General features: G+C 42.2%; 18 protein-coding genes and 1 riboswitch. Of the genes, 13 read left to right on the forward strand and 5 right to left on the reverse strand.

All coding sequences use genetic code 11. The features are described from left to right. Positions 1-7: 7 nt before the first annotated feature. Positions 8-1,405: a Fe-S cluster assembly protein SufB gene (gene sufB, locus NV379_RS13560; RefSeq protein ID WP_258207857.1), complete on the forward strand. Its 1,398-nt coding sequence runs from the start codon at positions 8-10 to the stop codon at positions 1,403-1,405. A gap of 123 nt (positions 1,406-1,528) precedes the next feature. On the opposite strand, the gene NV379_RS13565 is transcribed toward sufB, so the two are convergent. Both NV379_RS13565 and NV379_RS13570 read right to left on the reverse strand, forming a co-directional pair. After that, positions 1,529-2,626, reverse strand: a complete 1,098-nt coding sequence (locus tag NV379_RS13565) for an HD-GYP domain-containing protein (RefSeq protein ID WP_258207858.1) — start codon at positions 2,624-2,626, stop codon at positions 1,529-1,531. 126 nt (positions 2,627-2,752) lie between these two features. Then, positions 2,753-3,787 carry a ThiF family adenylyltransferase gene (locus tag NV379_RS13570; protein ID WP_258207859.1) on the reverse strand — a complete coding sequence of 345 codons (1,035 nt, stop codon included), beginning with the start codon at positions 3,785-3,787 and terminating at the stop codon, positions 2,753-2,755. A 122-nt stretch (positions 3,788-3,909) separates the two neighbouring features. Between NV379_RS13570 and NV379_RS13575 the strand changes: the two genes are divergently transcribed. From NV379_RS13575 to NV379_RS13625, 11 genes are all read left to right on the forward strand, one after another. Continuing rightward, positions 3,910-5,349, forward strand: a complete 1,440-nt coding sequence (locus tag NV379_RS13575) for a bifunctional metallophosphatase/5'-nucleotidase (protein WP_258207860.1) — start codon at positions 3,910-3,912, stop codon at positions 5,347-5,349. Positions 5,350-5,438: 89 nt separating this feature from the next. Continuing rightward, positions 5,439-6,257, forward strand: a complete 819-nt coding sequence (locus NV379_RS13580; RefSeq protein ID WP_258207861.1) for an undecaprenyl-diphosphate phosphatase — start codon at positions 5,439-5,441, stop codon at positions 6,255-6,257. Between the two features lie 114 nt (positions 6,258-6,371). Then, positions 6,372-7,466, forward strand: a complete 1,095-nt coding sequence (locus tag NV379_RS13585) for an HD-GYP domain-containing protein (protein ID WP_258207862.1) — start codon at positions 6,372-6,374, stop codon at positions 7,464-7,466. Positions 7,467-7,520: 54 nt separating this feature from the next. Beyond that, positions 7,521-9,731, forward strand: coding sequence for an MMPL family transporter (locus tag NV379_RS13590; protein ID WP_258207863.1), 2,211 nt, complete (start codon positions 7,521-7,523; stop codon positions 9,729-9,731). An 87-nt stretch (positions 9,732-9,818) separates the two neighbouring features. Next, positions 9,819-10,949 carry a radical SAM/CxCxxxxC motif protein YfkAB gene (gene yfkAB, locus NV379_RS13595; RefSeq protein WP_258207864.1) on the forward strand — a complete coding sequence of 377 codons (1,131 nt, stop codon included), beginning with the start codon at positions 9,819-9,821 and terminating at the stop codon, positions 10,947-10,949. 65 nt (positions 10,950-11,014) lie between these two features. Next, positions 11,015-12,325 (forward strand): hemolysin family protein, encoded by a 1,311-nt coding sequence (locus NV379_RS13600; protein WP_258208123.1) that lies wholly within the window; start codon positions 11,015-11,017, stop codon positions 12,323-12,325. Between the two features lie 138 nt (positions 12,326-12,463). Next, positions 12,464-12,670, forward strand: coding sequence for a spore coat associated protein CotJA (locus tag NV379_RS13605; protein WP_258208124.1), 207 nt, complete (start codon positions 12,464-12,466; stop codon positions 12,668-12,670). Positions 12,671-12,694: 24 nt separating this feature from the next. After that, complete coding sequence (locus tag NV379_RS13610; RefSeq protein WP_258207865.1) at positions 12,695-12,958, forward strand: spore coat protein CotJB; 264 nt, start codon at positions 12,695-12,697, stop codon at positions 12,956-12,958. Between the two features lie 53 nt (positions 12,959-13,011). Further along, positions 13,012-13,581, forward strand: coding sequence for a manganese catalase family protein (locus tag NV379_RS13615; protein ID WP_258207866.1), 570 nt, complete (start codon positions 13,012-13,014; stop codon positions 13,579-13,581). A 193-nt stretch (positions 13,582-13,774) separates the two neighbouring features. After that, a riboswitch (cyclic di-AMP (ydaO/yuaA leader) is annotated at positions 13,775-13,943 on the forward strand. Positions 13,944-13,949: 6 nt separating this feature from the next. Then, positions 13,950-14,690 (forward strand): 3D domain-containing protein, encoded by a 741-nt coding sequence (locus NV379_RS13620; RefSeq protein WP_258207867.1) that lies wholly within the window; start codon positions 13,950-13,952, stop codon positions 14,688-14,690. A 154-nt stretch (positions 14,691-14,844) separates the two neighbouring features. After that, positions 14,845-15,273 (forward strand): phage holin family protein, encoded by a 429-nt coding sequence (locus tag NV379_RS13625; RefSeq protein WP_258207868.1) that lies wholly within the window; start codon positions 14,845-14,847, stop codon positions 15,271-15,273. Positions 15,274-15,332: 59 nt separating this feature from the next. Here the strand turns inward: NV379_RS13625 and nagA are convergent, their stop codons facing one another. Genes nagA through NV379_RS13640 form a run of 3 tightly spaced genes read right to left on the reverse strand, consistent with a single transcriptional unit; the run spans position 15,333 to position 18,092 of the window. Beyond that, on the reverse strand, positions 15,333-16,508 hold the full coding sequence (gene nagA / locus NV379_RS13630) for an N-acetylglucosamine-6-phosphate deacetylase (protein WP_258207869.1): 1,176 nt from the start codon (positions 16,506-16,508) through the stop codon (positions 15,333-15,335). After that, on the reverse strand, positions 16,498-17,232 hold the full coding sequence (gene nagB / locus NV379_RS13635) for a glucosamine-6-phosphate deaminase (protein ID WP_258207870.1): 735 nt from the start codon (positions 17,230-17,232) through the stop codon (positions 16,498-16,500). Before nagB ends, nagA begins: the two co-directional genes overlap by 11 nt. After that, the gene (locus tag NV379_RS13640; RefSeq protein ID WP_258207871.1) at positions 17,232-18,092 is read right to left on the reverse strand and encodes a MurR/RpiR family transcriptional regulator; all 861 of its coding nucleotides are present in this window, start codon (positions 18,090-18,092) and stop codon (positions 17,232-17,234) included. Before NV379_RS13640 ends, nagB begins: the two co-directional genes overlap by 1 nt. A 192-nt stretch (positions 18,093-18,284) precedes the next feature. Between NV379_RS13640 and NV379_RS13645 the strand changes: the two genes are divergently transcribed. After that, complete coding sequence (locus tag NV379_RS13645) at positions 18,285-18,962, forward strand: HAD family hydrolase (RefSeq protein WP_258207872.1); 678 nt, start codon at positions 18,285-18,287, stop codon at positions 18,960-18,962.

Consider the following 18,962-nt stretch of genomic DNA (forward strand, 5'->3'; position numbering starts at 1 on the left):
TAAACCGATGGCTAAATCAATGCCCGAAATGGAAGAGTATAAGTACGGTTTTAGAGATGAGCATAAATCGATTTTTCAGTCTGGTAAGGGATTGACTCGCGAAATCGTTGCAGAAATTTCCGCAATGAAAGGTGAGCCGCAATGGATGCTTGATTTCCGTTTGAAATCATTAGAGCAATTCTTTGCAATGCCGATGCCTAATTGGGGCGGGGACCTAGATGACCTTGATTTCAACGACATTCAGTATTACGTAAAACCGTCCGAGAAGCAAGGTAAGACTTGGGAAGAAGTGCCTATCGAGATTAAGGAAACTTTCGATAAGCTTGGTATTCCTGAAGCTGAACAGAAGTTCCTTGCTGGTGTATCCGCTCAGTACGAATCTGAGGTTGTATACCACAGCATGCAGAAGGACCTTGAAGATCAAGGTGTTATCTTTACTGATACAGACACGGCTCTTCGTGAGTACCCGGAACTCTTCAAGAAGTACTTCGGTACTGTAATTCCTCCAACAGACAACAAGTTCGCAGCACTTAACTCTGCGGTATGGTCTGGTGGAAGCTTTATCTATGTTCCTAAAGGTGTGAAATGTGAAGTTCCGCTTCAAGCTTACTTCCGTATTAACTCCGAGAACATGGGTCAATTCGAACGTACAATGATCGTAACAGATGAAGACAGCTTCGTTCACTATGTTGAAGGCTGTACAGCTCCTGTATACTCCACTAACTCTTTGCACTCTGCAGTAGTTGAGATCATTTGTAAGAAAAATTCCCGTGCTCGTTACACAACGATTCAGAACTGGGCACCGAATATCTACAACTTGGTTACGAAGCGTGCAGTTGCTGAAGAGAATGCGACGATGGAATGGGTTGATGGTAACATCGGTTCCAAGCTGACAATGAAATACCCAGCAGTAGTCTTGAAAGGTCGCGGCGCTAAAGGTTCCGTACTTTCGATTGCAGTTGCGGGTAAAGATCAGCACCAAGACGCAGGTGCGAAGATGATTCACTTGGCACCAGATACAACTTCTACAATTGTATCCAAGTCGATTTCCAAGCACGGCGGTAAAGTAACGTACCGTGGTCTTGCTTCCTTCGGTCGCAACTCTGAAGGTTCGAAATCCAACATCAAGTGTGATACGCTTATCCTAGATAACGAGTCCACTTCCGATACAATTCCTTACAATGAAATCATGAACGATAACATTACGCTTGAGCACGAAGCGACTGTATCCAAGGTATCTGAAGACCAATTGTTCTACTTGATGAGCCGCGGATTAACAGATGCAGAAGCTACGCAAATGATCGTTATGGGCTTCATTGAACCATTCACAAAAGAATTGCCGATGGAATATGCGGTAGAGATGAATAGATTGATTAAGTTCGAAATGGAAGGCTCTATTGGTTAATCCAATTGCCTCTAAAAAAAGCGTGTCCGAGTTATTCGGATGCGCTTTTTTGTGTGATGATAGTGAATGGTTGGAGGTTTATTACATTAAAAAAAGCCCTTCCTGAGCGGAAGGGCTTTCATGTTATGCCATATGAATCATCTGAATATCTAAATTACGATTCTGCGTCAAATCAATGAATTGATCATTAATCTGAATGAGTGGGCGGAAGAAGTCAGTTTGGTTGATCATGATGATCTTGCCTGTTTCGCCGGACTCCATCGTAATTTTCTTACCAATAAAGTTCGGAACCATATTCTTAATAAATACTTGAACGACGTTAGGATCAAGTTGTCCGAAGCTCATTCGGTGTAATTCCTTCAGTACGTAGAGCAAATCTTTTTTCTTCTGGAAAACACGATTGGAGATCATTGCACTATAGATATCAGCTACAGCTACGATGTTGCTGATTGGGTGAATTTCAATAGATTGCTTGCCATGTGGATAACCTGATCCATCCATACGTTCATGGTGCTCAAGTGCAGAAAGTGCGAGTTCCTCATCCCCCATTGAAGCAAGGATTAACTCATAGCCATATACTGTGTGGTTCTTCATCTCTGTAAATTCTTCGTCAGTTAGCTTACCAGGTTTAGTCAGTATGTCTTCAGAAATTTTACTTTTACCGATATCATGCAAGTATCCCGCTTTACTAATGTGCTTCGCTTCTTTCTCTGACTTACCAAGCCAAGTTGCGAGGAAGTAACAGATGAGACCGACTTGTACACTATGTTGGAATGTGTAATCATCGTTCGAGTTCAGAGATAGTAGGAGCGACACAACATCCTTCTCCATCTTCACATTCGTAATTAATGGGATGAAGGAAGCATCGGCGCTGGAAGCATCGAGATGATTATGTAGGCTTGTTTGTTCAAATAAGTCCTTGATACCAGAGATCGCTTCTTCAAATGCGATGGTAGTAAAGTAAGAAGAATGATCGGTGAACGTGTTATCGATAATGATCTCAGGAATAACAGGATCATCAATCGCAACCGCAACCTCCTCAATTGGAGAGAATCCAATGCGAGGTTCAATACTTACCATATCAATGTTATGTTTGAGGAGATATGCAATATCATTCGAATTGATCATTGTTTTGGCAGATAATAAGTGAAGACCAAACGAGTTATAAATATCTTCGGTTAGTTGATCTCCGATATGCAAATCGAATACTGGAATCCTCATGCGGTTCACCTTCTGTAATTTCTGAATAGTTTTAACAATTTATCACATCTTCAAGAATACCAGTTCTGTTTGTATCTAGCAATGATATTCTCTTCATTAATAGGTATAAATAAGATTTAGCTTTTGCTACATGCCTAAGTATTTCGCATACAAGGTTTTTGCTTGAACAATGTCGTCCGTACCTTGTATCATAACTCTTCCATCTGGGAAGATCATCATTCGGATATGCGCACTCGGAGCAAATTTTAATAGGAAACGATTGCGCGTTGTATCACCAAGAGCCTGCAATTTCTGTTCGAGTTGCTCAAGGGAGAGCGATGTAGCTTGAACAGGGTGAATCTGAACAGAGTCGCGACCACAAAGTGTCTGAATCCATTCTTCATCTAATACGGCATCTAAATACTCATAATCATGTTTACCACAAGCGGGACAATCGACTTTGCGAGCTTTGGAAACATCAATACTGCTATAATGGTTTTCCCACAAGTCCCATTGATTCATTCTGCCTTGCAGATGGTCACGATCACCAATTAGAAGTTTCATTGCTTCTGTCGCTTGAAAAGAGGCCACAACATGAATGATCGTACCAATAACTCCAGCGGTGTCACAAGTATCTGTTGTGCCAAGTGCGGGAGCACTATGGAACAAACATCTGAGGCAAGGTGTCTGATCTGGAATGATGGTATAAGAGACTCCTCGAGAGGAAACGGCCCCACCATATATCCAAGGAATCTGATGTTTGATTGCAACATCGTTGATTAGGAATCGCACGGTAAAATTATCTGTTCCATCTAAGATGAGATCAACATTGCTAAGTAATTGCTCAGCATTCGCACTATTGAGATCAGCGATGTGTGGTTCAATTTCTACAAGGGAGTTAATGAGGCGAAGCTTACTTGCGGCAGCGATTGCTTTGGGTGTATGTAAATTAGCATCTTCTTCGTCATAGAGTATTTGCCGTTGTAAATTGCTTTCTTCTACAAAGTCTCGATCAATGATACGAATAAATCCTACACCTGAACGAACCATATGATTGGCTAAGACGGTTCCTAGTGCACCTAAACCGACAATGGCAACACGAGAGTTGATTAATTGTTGTTGACCTGCCTCACCGATAGGCTGAAACCGAGTATGGCGCGAATAACGGGACGGAATTTCCATGTGTGCAAGCTCCTTTTGCGATCTAAATCTTGCATATTTGAAGTCATTTCAGCATAACACAATTAGAAGCATAATGGATATGGAGATGGTATAATTAGCCTAGATTTACGGAGGTGATAGTCGTGTCACGACAAATGTCGAAGCTAGTTATTTTACATACGAACGATTTGCATAGTCACTTCGAACAAATGCCGAAGATCGCTCAATATGTAAGTGAAATGAGAACACGCATAGGGGAGGATCAACTGTTACTTCTCGACATAGGTGATCATATGGACCGCATGTTCCCTCAGACTGAGGGTACAGCAGGACAAGCAAACATAGAGATCATGAATGCTACACATTATGAGGCTGCTGTTCTTGGTAATAATGAAGGATTAACATTTACACGTGCTGATTTGCAAGCCTGTTATGAGCATAACGCGAAGTTTACGCTTATTGGCAGTAATATAAAGGAACAAGCAACGGGTGATCTTCCTTCATGGATGGTTCCCTATCTTATTACTGTGAAAAATGGGATTCGAGTTGGTCTGATCGGTTTAACGATTGATTTTACAGATTTCTATGAAGAATTAGGATGGAAGGTTGAGGATCCCATTAAGTGTGCTGCACATTGGGCGCGAATATTAAGACCGCAGGTCGATCTGCTCGTTGTGATGTCCCACTTGGGCATTCGTCATGATGAGCGATTAGCTGAGGAAGTAGAAGGAATTGACGTGATCTTAGGCGGTCATACCCATCATGTTATCGAAGAACCACGATTAATTGGATCGTCTTATTTATGTGCGGCAGGCAAGTTTGGTGAGTATGTGGGCGAGGTGCATGTTTCGTTTGATCAAGATGCGAAGAAGCTGGTAAGTATTACGGGGCGCTTACAATCGACTGTTGACTTAGAAGATAACAAGGGAATTCGTGCAATTATTGATCACGCAAGTGTTGTGGCAAAGGCAACTTTAGGGCTAGAAGCTGCGAAGTTACCCGAAGCACTTCATATGAATTGGTACGAAGAGTCGGTACTTGGGAATCTACTTGCATCCGGACTACGGAGCTGGGCAGATGCGGAGATTGGTTTAGTAAATGCCGGTCAAATATTACGCGGACTAGAGGCTGGGAGTGTTACCAAAGGAAAGTTACTTGAAATTTGCCCACCTCCCATTAATCCGTGCCGTATTCTGCTGCGAGGGTCGGATCTACTAGAAGCGCTGGAGCAATCCTTATTAACAGAATATACACACAAGCCGATTCGTGGCTATGGATTCCGTGGTGAATTCCTTGGTATGCTTTGTATAGACGGGGCAGAAGTGACCTATGATTCTTCTAAGCCGCCAATGGAGCGCATTATTGATGTTCAAATTGGAGGGAAGCCATTAATCGCTGACAATATGTACACAGTAGGAACGATTGATATGTTTACGTTTGGCGTAGGTTATCTTTCGTTGAGCCGTGGAATGGAAACACGCTACTTACTACCTGAATTTCTACGTGATGTACTTCGCTCGCAATTGCAGTTAAGCAATGAAATTACAAAGGCTGCGAAGAGTCGGTGGTTTGATTTGACATAGTTCGTGGCAAATTGTGCTATTTTAAAAAATATGGTACGTTTATGAATGGAATTTAGACTATATAAATTGGGATAGAGGTAGGTAAGAGAATGTATGATTATTGGGTAGCGATAATTATTGGGATCGTAGAAGGACTTACTGAATTCTTGCCTGTATCATCGACAGGTCATATGATCTTGACACAAGCACTACTAGGCATTTCTGAAGATGATAACATGATGAAGACTTTCAACATCGTAATCCAACTTGGAGCAATTCTAGCTGTTGTTATTGTGTACTGGAGTAGAATCTTAAATTTGTTCGGTATCCGCGTAGGCGTTCAGAAGCATAAGCAGAAACGGATGAACTTGCTGCATATCTTGGCAGGTATCGTACCGGTCATGCTATTGGCTCTTATTTTTGATAATTTGATTGAAACTTATTTATTCTCTAAATATACCGTTATTATTGGCTTGGTATTAGGTGGTATTTTACTTATCGTTGCCGAAAACAAGAAACATACCAAACCTCTTATTGAGGATATTGACGATCTATCGTATAAACAAGCTTTTCAAGTGGGTCTATGGCAAATTGTATCGCTATGGCCAGGCTTCTCCCGCTCAGGTTCAACGATTGCAGGGGGGATGTTAGGGGGCGTGAGTCGTAAAGCATCCGCTGACTTTACATTTATTATGGCGATTCCGATTATGTTCGCTGCAACGGGCTATTCACTACTCAAAAGCTGGAAGCTCTTTGATGCAAGCTGGATTGGATTCTTCACTGTCGGATTCGTTGTATCATTCATCGTTGCCCTACTTGCTGTCGTTACATTTATTAAATTAGTAGGTAGAATGAAACTGACTTATTTTGCTTATTATCGTTTTGCATTAGCTGCATTTTTTCTTATTTATTTGATTGTAACGAAGTAAAGTTAGTAAAAGAGTCTTAATTGTTGTCGAAAAGTGACGGTTTTCGTATTGATTTTTCCCCATGTAATCCGTTACAGTAGGTTTGAAAGATTAATTGGTCGTGGGGGTTAAGAAATGAGATTGATGCCAATAAGCATGTGTCAGCCAGGCATGAAGCTCAGTCAAAACATTTACAATGAGGAAGGCGTCGTCTTACTCGCTGAAAATGTGGAGTTAACACAGCGCTTACTGAATAGATTGCAAGCTAATGGGATCGATTATCTGTATATTCAAGACCCATTAACAGAAGATATTATGGTAAGTGAACTGCTTCAGCCCGAGCTGAAAGCCCGAGCATTAAGTGAAATCCGACAGACTTTCCGGAATCTAATTGATAATAACGGTAGTAAATCCAAGCTGCCCTATTTTCATTTGGGCAAATCGTTCTGCGGACTTATGGATTCAATTCTTGATGATTTAAGTGGCCATAAGAATGCCATGATCATGTTAACGAATATGTGTATAACGGATCAGTATCTGTTCCAACATTCACTCAATGTATGCATTTATTCAACAATGCTTGGAATGGCATATGGCTATAAACAAGATGAATTGCAAACATTAGGACTAGGTGCATTACTTCATGATATCGGAAAGACGAAGATTCCCCAGGAAATATTGAAGAAGCCAGGTAGGCTTTCGGATCAAGAATATGAAGAGATGAAGAAGCACACGACTTTCGGATTTCAAATTCTGAAGGATGAGCCTAACATTCCGTTATTGTCCGCGCATTGTGCTTTGCAGCATCATGAACGCTGGAACGGTACGGGTTATCCTCGAAACTTGGCAGGTAAGGACATTCATGAATTTGCCCAATGGATTGGGATTGCCGATTCGTTCGACGCACTCACTTCACAACGCGTGTATCGGGAAGCGATGCTTCCACATGTCGCAATGGAGATTATACTTGCGGATGCACATTCGTTATATGACATTGCGAAAGTCGATCTTTTTAGAAAAAAGGTAGCGATTTATCCGATTGGCAGTACACTTAAATTGTCATCTGGTGAAGTTGGCGTTGTTGCAGATCTGAATACAGATTCACCGCAGCGTCCAATTGTTCGTATTCTATATGATGCGGACAGTCAGCCAGTAACGCAAATTTATGAAATTGACTTATCGAAAAAATTGTCTGTCATGGTGACGGAAGTTAATCCGATAATGGCATAATAATGATAAGAATGAAAACCTGGGCAACCAGGTTTTTTTAAGTGGAGGCGCAGCATGAGAGAAACAGAAACAAAGGGAAGATTCTGGCATTGGGGAAATTTGATGTTTAAGTTCAGATGGCTTGTGCTTTGCATCTGGATTGTCTTATTGGGAGTGTCGGCGATATTTGCTGTACAAGCCCCTGGTTTATTAAAGGACAATGGGTTTACGCCAAAAGGTAGTCAGTCTGACGTGGGATTAATCTCACTACGCGATGATTTTGGATTTCCGGGATCTGTGCTAAATCTCGTCTATGAAAGTAAGACGCTGGATTTAACCTTAGATGAGCACAAACAATCCATTCTAAATGAACTTAAAGACCTTCAAGCAAGCCCTTATGTGGATCATATTGAATTTACCAAAACTCCGCGTAGTGATGAAGGGCTAAAGAAAACAGGAGTTCAGACTGTTGATGTCATGATAAATCTACCGTCAGAAGAAGTACTCGAACATTACCCAGGTATTACGAAGCTGGTTAAAGCTCCTGATCAGATGAGTGTGTATATTGCTGGGGGTACGGCATCGTTATATGACATGCAAGAGGCAAGTAAAAGCGACATTGTTAAAGCTGAGATGATTGGTCTTCCGATTGCCTTTATTGTATTGTTGCTCGTGTTCGGAACAGTTGCTGGTGCACTTCTTCCACTTGCAGTTGGTATGGTCAGTGTATCGATGACACTTGGGATTACATATTTTATTGCACAAGGCTATGCCATGTCGAATTTCTTACCGAATCTAGTATCGATGTTGGGACTAGCTGTTGGTATTGATTATGCACTATTCATGGTTAGTCGATTCCGTGAAGAACTTAAGAAGCAATCTACAGTTAGCGAAGCGGTTGCGATGACTTGTCAGACGGCAGGTAAGTCGATCTTCTTCTCGGGGATAGCTGTATTAATTGGACTCTTAGGCATGTTATTTATTGATATGAATTTCTTCCGCAGTCTTAGTATAGGCGGGATTATTGTCGTATCGATGTCTGTTCTCGTTGCGAACACGATGTTGATGGCGCTCTTTGCAGTGCTCGGGGATCGGATTAATAAGTTAAAGGTGATTCCAACTAGCTGGCGTAGGAAGAATCCCTCTCAATTTTGGGAAAAGATTGCGTATGGGGTCATGAAGCGTCCGATCTTGCTTACTGTAGTAATTTCCGGCGTACTCATTTACGCGATCACACCTCTTGCTGGAATTAAGTTAGGAGTACCTACATCGGAAGTACTACCGCCTTCGTATGGATCAAGATATGGTTCAGAGTTAATGAAGTCCACTTATAATATGAAGGAAACAGACGCTTTCCAAGTAATCGTAAAGGCTCAAGGCCAATATTGGGAAGAGTCGACGATCAAGCAAGTCCGTAGCTATGTGGAACAATTAGAGCGTACGACAGGAATCGCGGAAGTGCGAAGTTATGTACAAGCCGTAAAGGGGATGCCCGAAAGGGAAGCATCACTAGCCTTGCAAAACCCTCAAATGCAACAACAATTAGAAGCAAATAAAATTATTCGTGGTAATCAGATGCTCGTTGTAGCTGTACCTAATACCGAGCCAGGGGAAAAGACAGAGAAGCTTGTACCGACAATTCGCGCACTATCCGAGGAAGGACTTGAGACCATCGTTACGGGTGCACCGGCTTATCGATATGATGTTATCGATCGGATTCAAAGTAAGCTAGTACTTGTCGTGAGTAGTGTGCTAGCTGTTACATTTGTCGTCTTAATGTTCGCGTTCCGCTCAATCATTTTACCAATAAAAGCAGTTATCATGAATGTATTCTCGCTTGGTGCGAGCTTAGGGATCGTGACGCTCATCTTCCAAAAAGGTTATATGGCGGATTTATTCCATATCACTTCAATTGGGAGTATCAATGCTACGTTGCCCGTCATTATTTTCTGTGTCGTATTCGGAATTTCGATGGATTATGAGGTTTTCTTGATCTCACGGATCCAAGAGGAGTATGAGAATACTGGTGATAATGATCGAAGTACAGCAGAAGGTTTGAAGAAGACTGGCAGTCTAATTACGAGCGCGGCTTTCATCTTGATTGCGGTCGTGGGTTCGTTTATTTTTACAGATATCGAAATTATGAAGGCCGTGGGTATTGGACTTGGACTTGCGGTATTAATTGATGCGACGATTATTCGTGTCCTACTCGTTCCTGCATTAATGAAACTCATGGGAACGGCGAACTGGTGGGCACCGAAGTGGCTGCGTCGTTCTGAAAAATAGCTCATTTTATTTTTTACCGAGCATTAGGTACAATAACAAGAATAAACATAGAAATAGTAATCAGAATAAAATCGGATGTGATTAAAGATGAATTTGAATTCGCAAGTAGCAAATAGTAAACAACCCATATCGACAATCTATGACCCCTGGGACCCGATTCGTTCCTATAGAGAGCATAAGAAGCATGTTCTTACATCTGTTGAAGTGACAATGAGCAACCTCTGCAACATGCGTTGTGAGCATTGTGCGGTAGGAGATACGCTCACGATGACGGAGCCTGAGAAGCTGCCAATTAGCTTATTGCTTCAGAAGTTAGATGAAGTTGAACATTTGGAGACACTATCTATAACTGGTGGTGAACCTACCTATAGTAAGAAAACCGTTACGGAATATATTGTTCCACTTCTAAAATATTGTTCCGATCGCGGCATACGCACGCAGATCAATTCCAACTTAACACTTGATCTCGCGCGTTATGAAGAAATCGCGCCTTACTTGGATGTGATGCACATCTCGTTCAACTACCTAAGTGCAGAAGACTTCCATGCGGTAGGCTTCGTTCGTGCGAATCATGAAGTGGCTCTAAGCACCGCGGCTAAGATGTATGACCGTATGGTTGATAATACAATTGAACTGAGTAAAGCAGGAATGTACATCTCAGCAGAGACGATGATTAATTATCGCACCCACACCAAACTTGCGGGTATCCATAAGCTGATTGATGAAATGGGATGTAAGCGTCATGAAGTGCACCCGATGTATCCAAGCTCGTTCGCATCTAACCTACCGCTGATTAGCTTAGATCAAATTCGCACTAGCCTGAATGAACTGCTTGATGTGCGTAATCCAGAGATGTGGATGCTGTTCGGTACACTTCCATTCTACGCTTGCAGCACTAGTGAGCAGGATCATCAAATTGTACAGAGATTGCGTAATGAACGTAATGTTACAGTTCGTAATGATCCTGATGGCCGTAACCGTTTGAATGTAAACTTATTCACAGGTGATGTGTACATTACGGACTTTGCTGATCTGCCGGCTCAAGGAAATATTTATGAACATTCATTGGATGAAATTTTCTCGCGCTGGGAGAGTCATTCGTTGAACCAATTGGTAAACTGTTATTGTGAGGCTGCTGCTTGCTGTGGTCCAAATTTATTAGTAGCACATGCTTATTATCAAGGTGTCGATTTCAAACAACGTAAAGCTGTCATCTAGCATCAAAAAGGAGAGAGCACCCCTTGAGCAATACAACATTTGACCTTGGACTTATATTGATTAATATGTTTATTGTCATTGCACTCGTTCTGCTCAATGGATTCTTCGTCGCTGCAGAATTTGCGCTCGTTAAAGTGCGCGAATCTCGTCTGCAGCAGTTGGTGAATGAAGGACACTCGAAAGCGAAGTACGCGCTTGCTGTCACGAAGAAATTAGACGCGTATTTGTCTGCGACGCAGCTTGGTATTACACTGGCTTCACTTGGACTTGGTTGGATTGGAGAACCTGCGGTTTCTAAACTCCTTGTTGAACCGATTCTACATCTTTTACAAGTCGAATCTGCGGCTGTTATTCATACGATTTCTTTTATAGTAGCGTTTGGCATGATTACGTTCCTTCATATTGTAATCGGTGAATTAGCTCCCAAATCGATTGCGATTCAGCGATCAGAAGCGACCTCGATCTGGTTATCGGGGCCGCTGCTTTTCTTCTATAAACTATTCCTCCCTGCTATATGGATTCTTAATGGTGCAGCGAACCGATTACTGCGATGGATTGGGCTTGAGCCAGTCAGTGAGCATGACGCTGCGCATACAGAGGAAGAAATTCGGATTCTAATGAGTCAAAGTGCCAAGAGCGGCATCATTGATAAAGATGAACTCGCTTTATTCGATAATATATTCGAATTCTCAGATCGCATTGCTCGTGAGGTGATGCTCCCGCGCACGGATATGGACTGCTTATTACTCGATGATAAGTTTGAGTATAACTTAAGTATCATTTATCGGACGAAACATACACGGTATCCAGTCGGAGAGCATGATAAGGACAGTATCGTCGGTTTCGTACATATTACCGATTTATTGACTGCTGATCCCGATGAAGAGCAAGATATGCGGCATTTTATTCGTCCGATCTTGAGTGTTCCTGAATCGATGGAAATTAGCCGTGTGCTGAAGCTGATGCAGCGCAAGCACTCACAGCTTGCCATAGTTGTTGATGAGTATGGCGGAACCGCTGGAATATTGACGTTAGAAGATATTCTTGAGGAAATTGTCGGTGAACTGCATGATGAGTTCGATGAGAACGAAAGACCGATCATGGAAGTACGCGGTGATGTAACTTCAGTGGATGGACGGTTGTTAATTGAAGAATTGAATGATCTGCTCGGTACGACGATTGAAGATGATGAAGTGGACTCCATCGGCGGCTGGTTGTTCAAGAAGCTGGAGGGCTCAACGATTAAAGGGACAAAGATTATGTATGGCAATCATATCTTCGAAGTTGGAGAGTCGGATCACTTAAGGATCATGCGTGTGAACATTAAGGAAATCATTCATGCCTCAGATGAGAAGTCATCACCGAATGAAGAATAAAGATAAGAACTTGTTACTTGCGTACAGCCAAGCAACAGGTTCTTTTTTTGGTGGTACAAGTTGCATTTTGTCATAAGTTGGCGGGTGTCGGCTTATATATGAAATATTGACATTATAGTTAAGGAGGATTTGATTGTGATCGGTACACCTGTGAAGACGTATCGTCCCTACATCTCACCGTTTGATCCCTGCCCCCCGTTTCTGGAACGAAAGTTTTATACACCGCCTCAACTCTATATTCCATTTCAGCCGCCAGGATTGCCGCAGTATTCACCTTATGAGGCGCTGAAGCGTGGAACACTATGGCCAGATCTATATTCCGGCTATGAAGCGAGTCAGACTTGATTCTGGAGGAAAGGAGCACATTCGATGAGAAAGGAGCTTCCTGAACATTATTATTCGATGCTGAAGGATCTGCAAGCCGTAGATTTCGTTATTATTGAACTGACTTTATATTTGGATACGCATCCTTGTGATGCCCAAGCGATTGAACAGATTAGGCAATTTAGTCACAATCGAATGGAACTTGCGCGCAGGTTTGAAGCAGAGTTCGGTCCACTTAATCCCTTTGGGCAGCAAGCTGGATGCACCAATTGGCAATGGATCGACACGCCGTGGCCATGGCAAGTATGATTGGGTGATTGAGAAGAGTGGCAATGAAGACCAGGGCTTAAGGAGGAAACACCATGTGGGTATATGAGAAGAAGCTACAATATCCAGTACGCGTTTCCAAGTGTGATCCCCGTATGGCGAAGTACTTGATTGAACAGTATGGAGGATCAGATGGAGAGCTAGCCGCTGCACTTCGATATATGAATCAGAGATATACGATTCCGGATAATGTAATTGGTTTATTGACGGATATCGCCACAGAAGAATTTGGCCACTTAGAAATGATTGCAACGATGGTGTATAAATTGACGAAGGACGCGACGGTTGATCAACTGAAAGCGGCGGGTCTTGGAGAAAGCTATGTGAACCATAATCGTGCTTTGTTCTACAATAGTGCCTCGGGCGTGCCGTTTACTGCTACCTATATCGCAGCTAAGGGGGATCCAATCGCAGATTTGTATGAGGACATTGCTGCCGAGGAGAAGGCAAGAGCTTCCTATCAATGGTTAATAGATATGACAGATGATGTGGATTTACAAGATTCATTGAAATTTTTACGTGAAAGAGAGATCGTGCATTCCCTGAGATTCCGTGAAGCTGTTGAGATTTTGAAAGGTGATCGTGACCGACAGAAAATCTTCTGAACATTAGAGAACGATGAGAATCATGTGAGAGGTTCATGAGTATGGCCTGAAACTTTACAAAAACAATTGGATATTAATTTGAATGAAAAGTAGCTGGAACCCTTGTTCTTGCTGCTTTTTTTGCGTGTTAATCGTTTGTTAAGATTACAAAATTACCAATTCCTGTGTGTTCCCACTCTCTGATATCTGTGTTAGCTTGTAATCACCGAAACTTTTCATTAACGAAAGTGCGGGGGATGATTTAATACGAAGTCGATCGCAAGATTGGTCATTCGTTTGGGGTGAAGCGTCATAAAGACGTAGGGCCGACTCCTTGAGCCCGAACCCGACAACTAACCTCGTAGGTATCAGAAAGGGAGAGATTATTGATGAAAAAGACGATTAAAAATACGATTTTAAGTTTAACTTTGGGTGCATCACTTGTATCTATGAGCGTACCAGCAAATGCAGCAACAAACGATAAATTGCTTGCAAGTTTAGATGAAGAGCCGGCTGTGATGCAGTTACATAGCCAAGAAGGAGAAGTAGATCACTCTTTACTTGATGTATTTGCATCTTACTTCTTGAAAAAATTAAATCTAGCACATGCAGCTGAGATCGCGGCTGTTATGGCAGCAGCTGCACCAGCAGCGCCACAGCAAGCACCGGCATCAACACCAGCACCGACTGCTAAGCCAGCAGCAACAGCTAAACCTAAAGCAAGTAAAGCTCCAGAGAAAAAGAAACCACAAGTGACAACTTCTAGCTCAAGTGGTTCCAAGACAATTAAGACACCAGATGGCGAGAAGAAATATAAGAAGAAAATTTCTGTTCGTGCAACAGCTTACTCTGCTGATCCGAAAGAAAATGGTCAATGGGGTCCTGTGGACTACTTCGGTAACCCACTTGTATTAGGAACGATTGCTGTAGATCCAAGCGTGATTCCGATGGGCTCGAAGGTTTACATTACAGGTTATTCTTCTAGTGGTTTGCCTGGTAAAGGTATGATCGCAAAAGCATCTGATATGGGCAGTAGCATCAATGGTAATCGTATTGATATTTTCGTTCCAGGATCCTCTTCCATTGCGAAGAAATTCGGAATTCAGAACGTTGAAGTATACGTATTGTAGGTTCTAATAATAGGGTAAATAAACAGAAGTTCAGGGTAAAAGCTGAGCTTCTTTTTTTTGTGCAAAATGGCGTATCGTGCTATGTACAAGCGTTGGCGCAAAACAAGTAGCTTTCTCATATTCTATTAGTAAAAGATAGAAGGAGGGATGATTCATGTATTTGGTTATATTCAACAGTATCGCGGCTGCTTTTGGGCTAGTAATGACAGATTCGTTTGGGGAATGGTCATTCCTTTTACAGTTCTTATTGTTCACTATGTTTGCAGAATACACGACACAGGCCATTGTAAATTTATTAAAGGAGAAGAAGGGTTGGAGATCGTTTCTAGATAACAGACTTTTCTTGAAGAATGTGATTGTCATTCTATTCGTGATTATGGCCCACAACTTTGACGTCCTACTAGGGACCAAAGATGCCATTCTAACCGGTTGTATCTATTACTACTTGTCTCACGGTTGGATTCTAATTGTGGACAATAGCGCGAAGGCTGGCGTGCCGATACCGCCTATCTTGCTGAAGGCAATTGATCTTCTTCGTACGAAGAAGGACGATACGAACAAGAACAATAACAACTTAGAATAATAAAGAACCGTTATGAAAGGGGTTTATCCAATCAATAACGGTTCTTTTTTCTGTGTAGATTAGCTATGAATTTGCTTACCTTTGATGATAACTTGTTGTAATTCTAAGTCCTCAGACACTAGAAGAAGATCAGCTTGCTTACCGCCGCGAATAGAACCGATTGTATCATTCAAACGAAGCACTTTAGCAGGGTTTAGTGACGCTCTGCGGCTTGCTTCTGGTACGGTAAGTCCAATGTCTTGAACAAGGTGACGGAAACCACGAATAGTCGTTAACGTGCTTCCTGCAAGGGAGTCTCCTACTTTCAGGCGCGCTACGCCGCCTTTTACAAGTACGTCTTGACCACCTAACTGATAAATACCATCTTCTAGACCTGTCGCTGACATCGCATCTGTGATCATGACAAGGTTATCTTGTTGTTTCATGGCTACAAGCAGGCGTGTACATACAGGATGTACGTGAATACCGTCTGCAATAATTTCAGCCGATACATCGTTCATCGTTAGGATCGCACCAACTGTTCCCGGTTCGCGGTGATGCAGTGGACTCATCGCATTATACATATGAACGGAATGGCTCAGACCATGCAAGCGAGCGGCTTCCATTTGCTCATAGTTCGCATCTGTATGTGCTGCTGAAGCGACGATGCCGTTGTCGCGAAGCCATGCGATTAGCTCAAGCGCGCCTTCACGTTCAGGAGCAAGAGATAAGATTTTAATTAGACCCGGATATTGTTCGTTCCATTCTTGCATCCAATCTACGCGAGGAAGCGATACGAAAGCTGGATTTTGTGCACCGACTTTATTCGGATTAATGAATGGTCCTTCAAGATGAACACCCACGACTTGCGCGTACGGCATTTCGTTTTGTTGATAGGAATGAACAGAATCAAGCACACTTGAAATATCATCATGTAGTGCTGTCATGGATGTAGCAACAATCGCTGTTGTACCATGCGTGCTGTGGAAGCGGGCAATCGTCTCGATAGACTCTTCTTTTGCATCCATGAAGTCGCAGCCGAAACCACCATGTACGTGAATATCGATAAATCCAGGAAGCAACCAGCTTCCGTTAGCATCGATGCAATTTTCTTTAGAAGAAGGGATCGCAGCATCACCTTGGTGGTATACAGCATCTATCTTATCGCCAACAACTTTTAATGCTCCGCCTTTAAGGACTTCCTGTTCCAGCACAACATTCGCGTTAATGATCCAATAGGTTTGATTATTGTTCAATTAAACCACTCCCAGCTTCATTATCAAGTAACACGACAAGATTCGGGTGCGCTTGAAGTAAGCTTGCAGGGCAATCTGTTGTAATTGGACCGAAGAGAGCACGTTCTACGATTTCTGCTTTATCCGCACCACGTACAATTAGAATAATTTGTTTAGCCTTCATAATAGAAGCAATACCCATTGTAATCGCATGAGTCGGAACTTCATCGATGGATGGGAAGTAACGAGCATTCGCTTCACGAGTTTCTGCTTTTAGTTCTACGCGGTGAGTACCTGCAGTTAATTCACGACCAGGCTCGTTAAAACCAATATGACCGTTATGACCAATTCCAAGGATCTGCAAGTCAACTTGACCTGCATCAGCCATCATTGCATCGTATTCTTCACACTCTTCATCAACATCATCTGCATTTCCGTTAGGTACATGTGTTTCTTCCATTTGAATATCAACGTGATCGAATAAGTGGTGGTTCATATAAGTGCGGTAGCTCTCGGAATGACCATCTGGCAAACCAACATACTCATCTAAGTTGAAGGATTTCGCGTGGCGGAAAGATACGCGAGCAGCGTTATAGTTCTTAACTAGCTCTTCATAAATGCCGACAGGTGTGCCACCAGTAGCTAGACCTAGAACTGCATCGGGTTTAGTTTGGATTAGAGCTGTAATAATACCAGCACCTGCTTGGTTTAATTCTTGCTGACTGTTAAATACGTGGATAATCATTAATTGTCTCTCCCTTTATATGTGTATTGTTTAACCATCTGATAAGATCGCTCAAGCGTTGGTACCAATTCATGAAAATGCTCACTTACTAAGCATGTGAAAATAATGTCGATTACATGCAACTGCCCAATCCGTGACGCCATATCTCCACGTCGCATGCCTTCTTCGAGTGTTGAGGAGAATAGACGAATGTCGGAAATATTGCTTAGGGTATTGGAACCGTATTTTGTAAGAGAGATCGTTGTGGCACCTCGTTCTTGCGCGCTTTGCAGGGAGTGGATCGTCTCTGGTGTTTCACCTGAATAAGAAATAGCGATCGCAACATCACCTGTTGATAAAGCAGAAGCAGAAGTGATCTGCATGTGTGGGTCAGGAAAAGCAGTTGATCGTTTACCGATACGAACCAGCTTCTGATAAAAATCTTGTGTGACGACGGAAGAAGTTCCTACGCCATATAAATCAACTTGTTTCGCCTTATGCAAGGCGTCTACTGCAAGTTTGAGTTGTTTAAAATCGATCAGTCGCGTTGTATCTGCGATAGAGCGCAAGTGATTCGCTTCTACGGCTTGCACAATCCGATCCATCGGATTACCAGCGACAATATCTTGATAAGTTGCATTACTGGGCATTTGAACAAGCTCAGTAGACAGCTTCATTTTGAAATCAGTAAATCCTTGAAAATGAAACGTTTTGCAAAATCGCGATATCGTAGCTGTGCTAGTCTGAGATTGTTCCGCTAAATCTGTAATTCCCATCGTAACAACTTGTTGGGAATGATCGAGAATGTAGCGGGCTAAATTTTGCTCCTGTCGATTCAAACCTTCATGTTTTTCCTGAATTGCAGTCAATATGGATGACATCATGAACACCTGACCCAAGAAAAGTATTTACAATAATTTTATTTAAAAAAGAAAATTATTTTCATAAATATCATACAATAATTTACTCCAAATTTCAATATCAAAGAGGTAGGATTGACAATGTTGTGAAGAGAAGACATGATTGTAGAAGTCAAGACAATAAATTTAGCTTATATAAAGGAGTCCTAACTTATGCAGAATAGTCATCACGAAGTGCCTGAAGCTATGATTTTTGATTTGGACGGAACCTTATTTCAGACAGAAACTTTGCTTGTGAAAGCTTATCATAAGTTGTTCGATACATTACGCAGTGAGGGCTTGTTTGAAGGTCCAACACCACCAGAGGAGCGGATGCTTAGCTGCTTAGGTATGGTGATGGAGACAATCTGGGATAAAGTAATGCCAGATGCATCTATTGAGGCGCATGAGCGTGCGAACGAGCTACTTAGCCGTTATGAGTTAGAAGGGCTTGCTGCTGGGGATGGTAAACTTTATGACGAAGTTGAAGTAACACTAAAGGAGCTTCGCAGTCGCGGTATTAAGTTGTTTGTTGCTTCGAATGGACAAGAACCTTATGTACGCGGAGTTGCAGCTGCTAAAGGGATTACGGATTTGTTCGTAGACTTATACAGTGCAGGGGAATATCAGACGACAACGAAAGTCGATCTTGTTGCCCATTTGCTTAACAAATATCAGCTGAAATCTGCTTGGATGGTTGGTGATCGTTCATCAGATGTTGAGGCAGGTCTTGAGAATGGACTGACTGTTGTCGCTTGTGATTATGCGACATTCCGTTCAGCTGGTGAGTTGGAAGGCGCACATATTCGTATTAAGGAATTTAAAGAAATATTGAATTATATTGAACAATAA

The organism is Paenibacillus radicibacter (genome assembly GCF_024721995.1).
GTDB classification, from domain to species: Bacteria; Bacillota; Bacilli; order Paenibacillales; family NBRC-103111; genus Paenibacillus_AM; species Paenibacillus_AM radicibacter.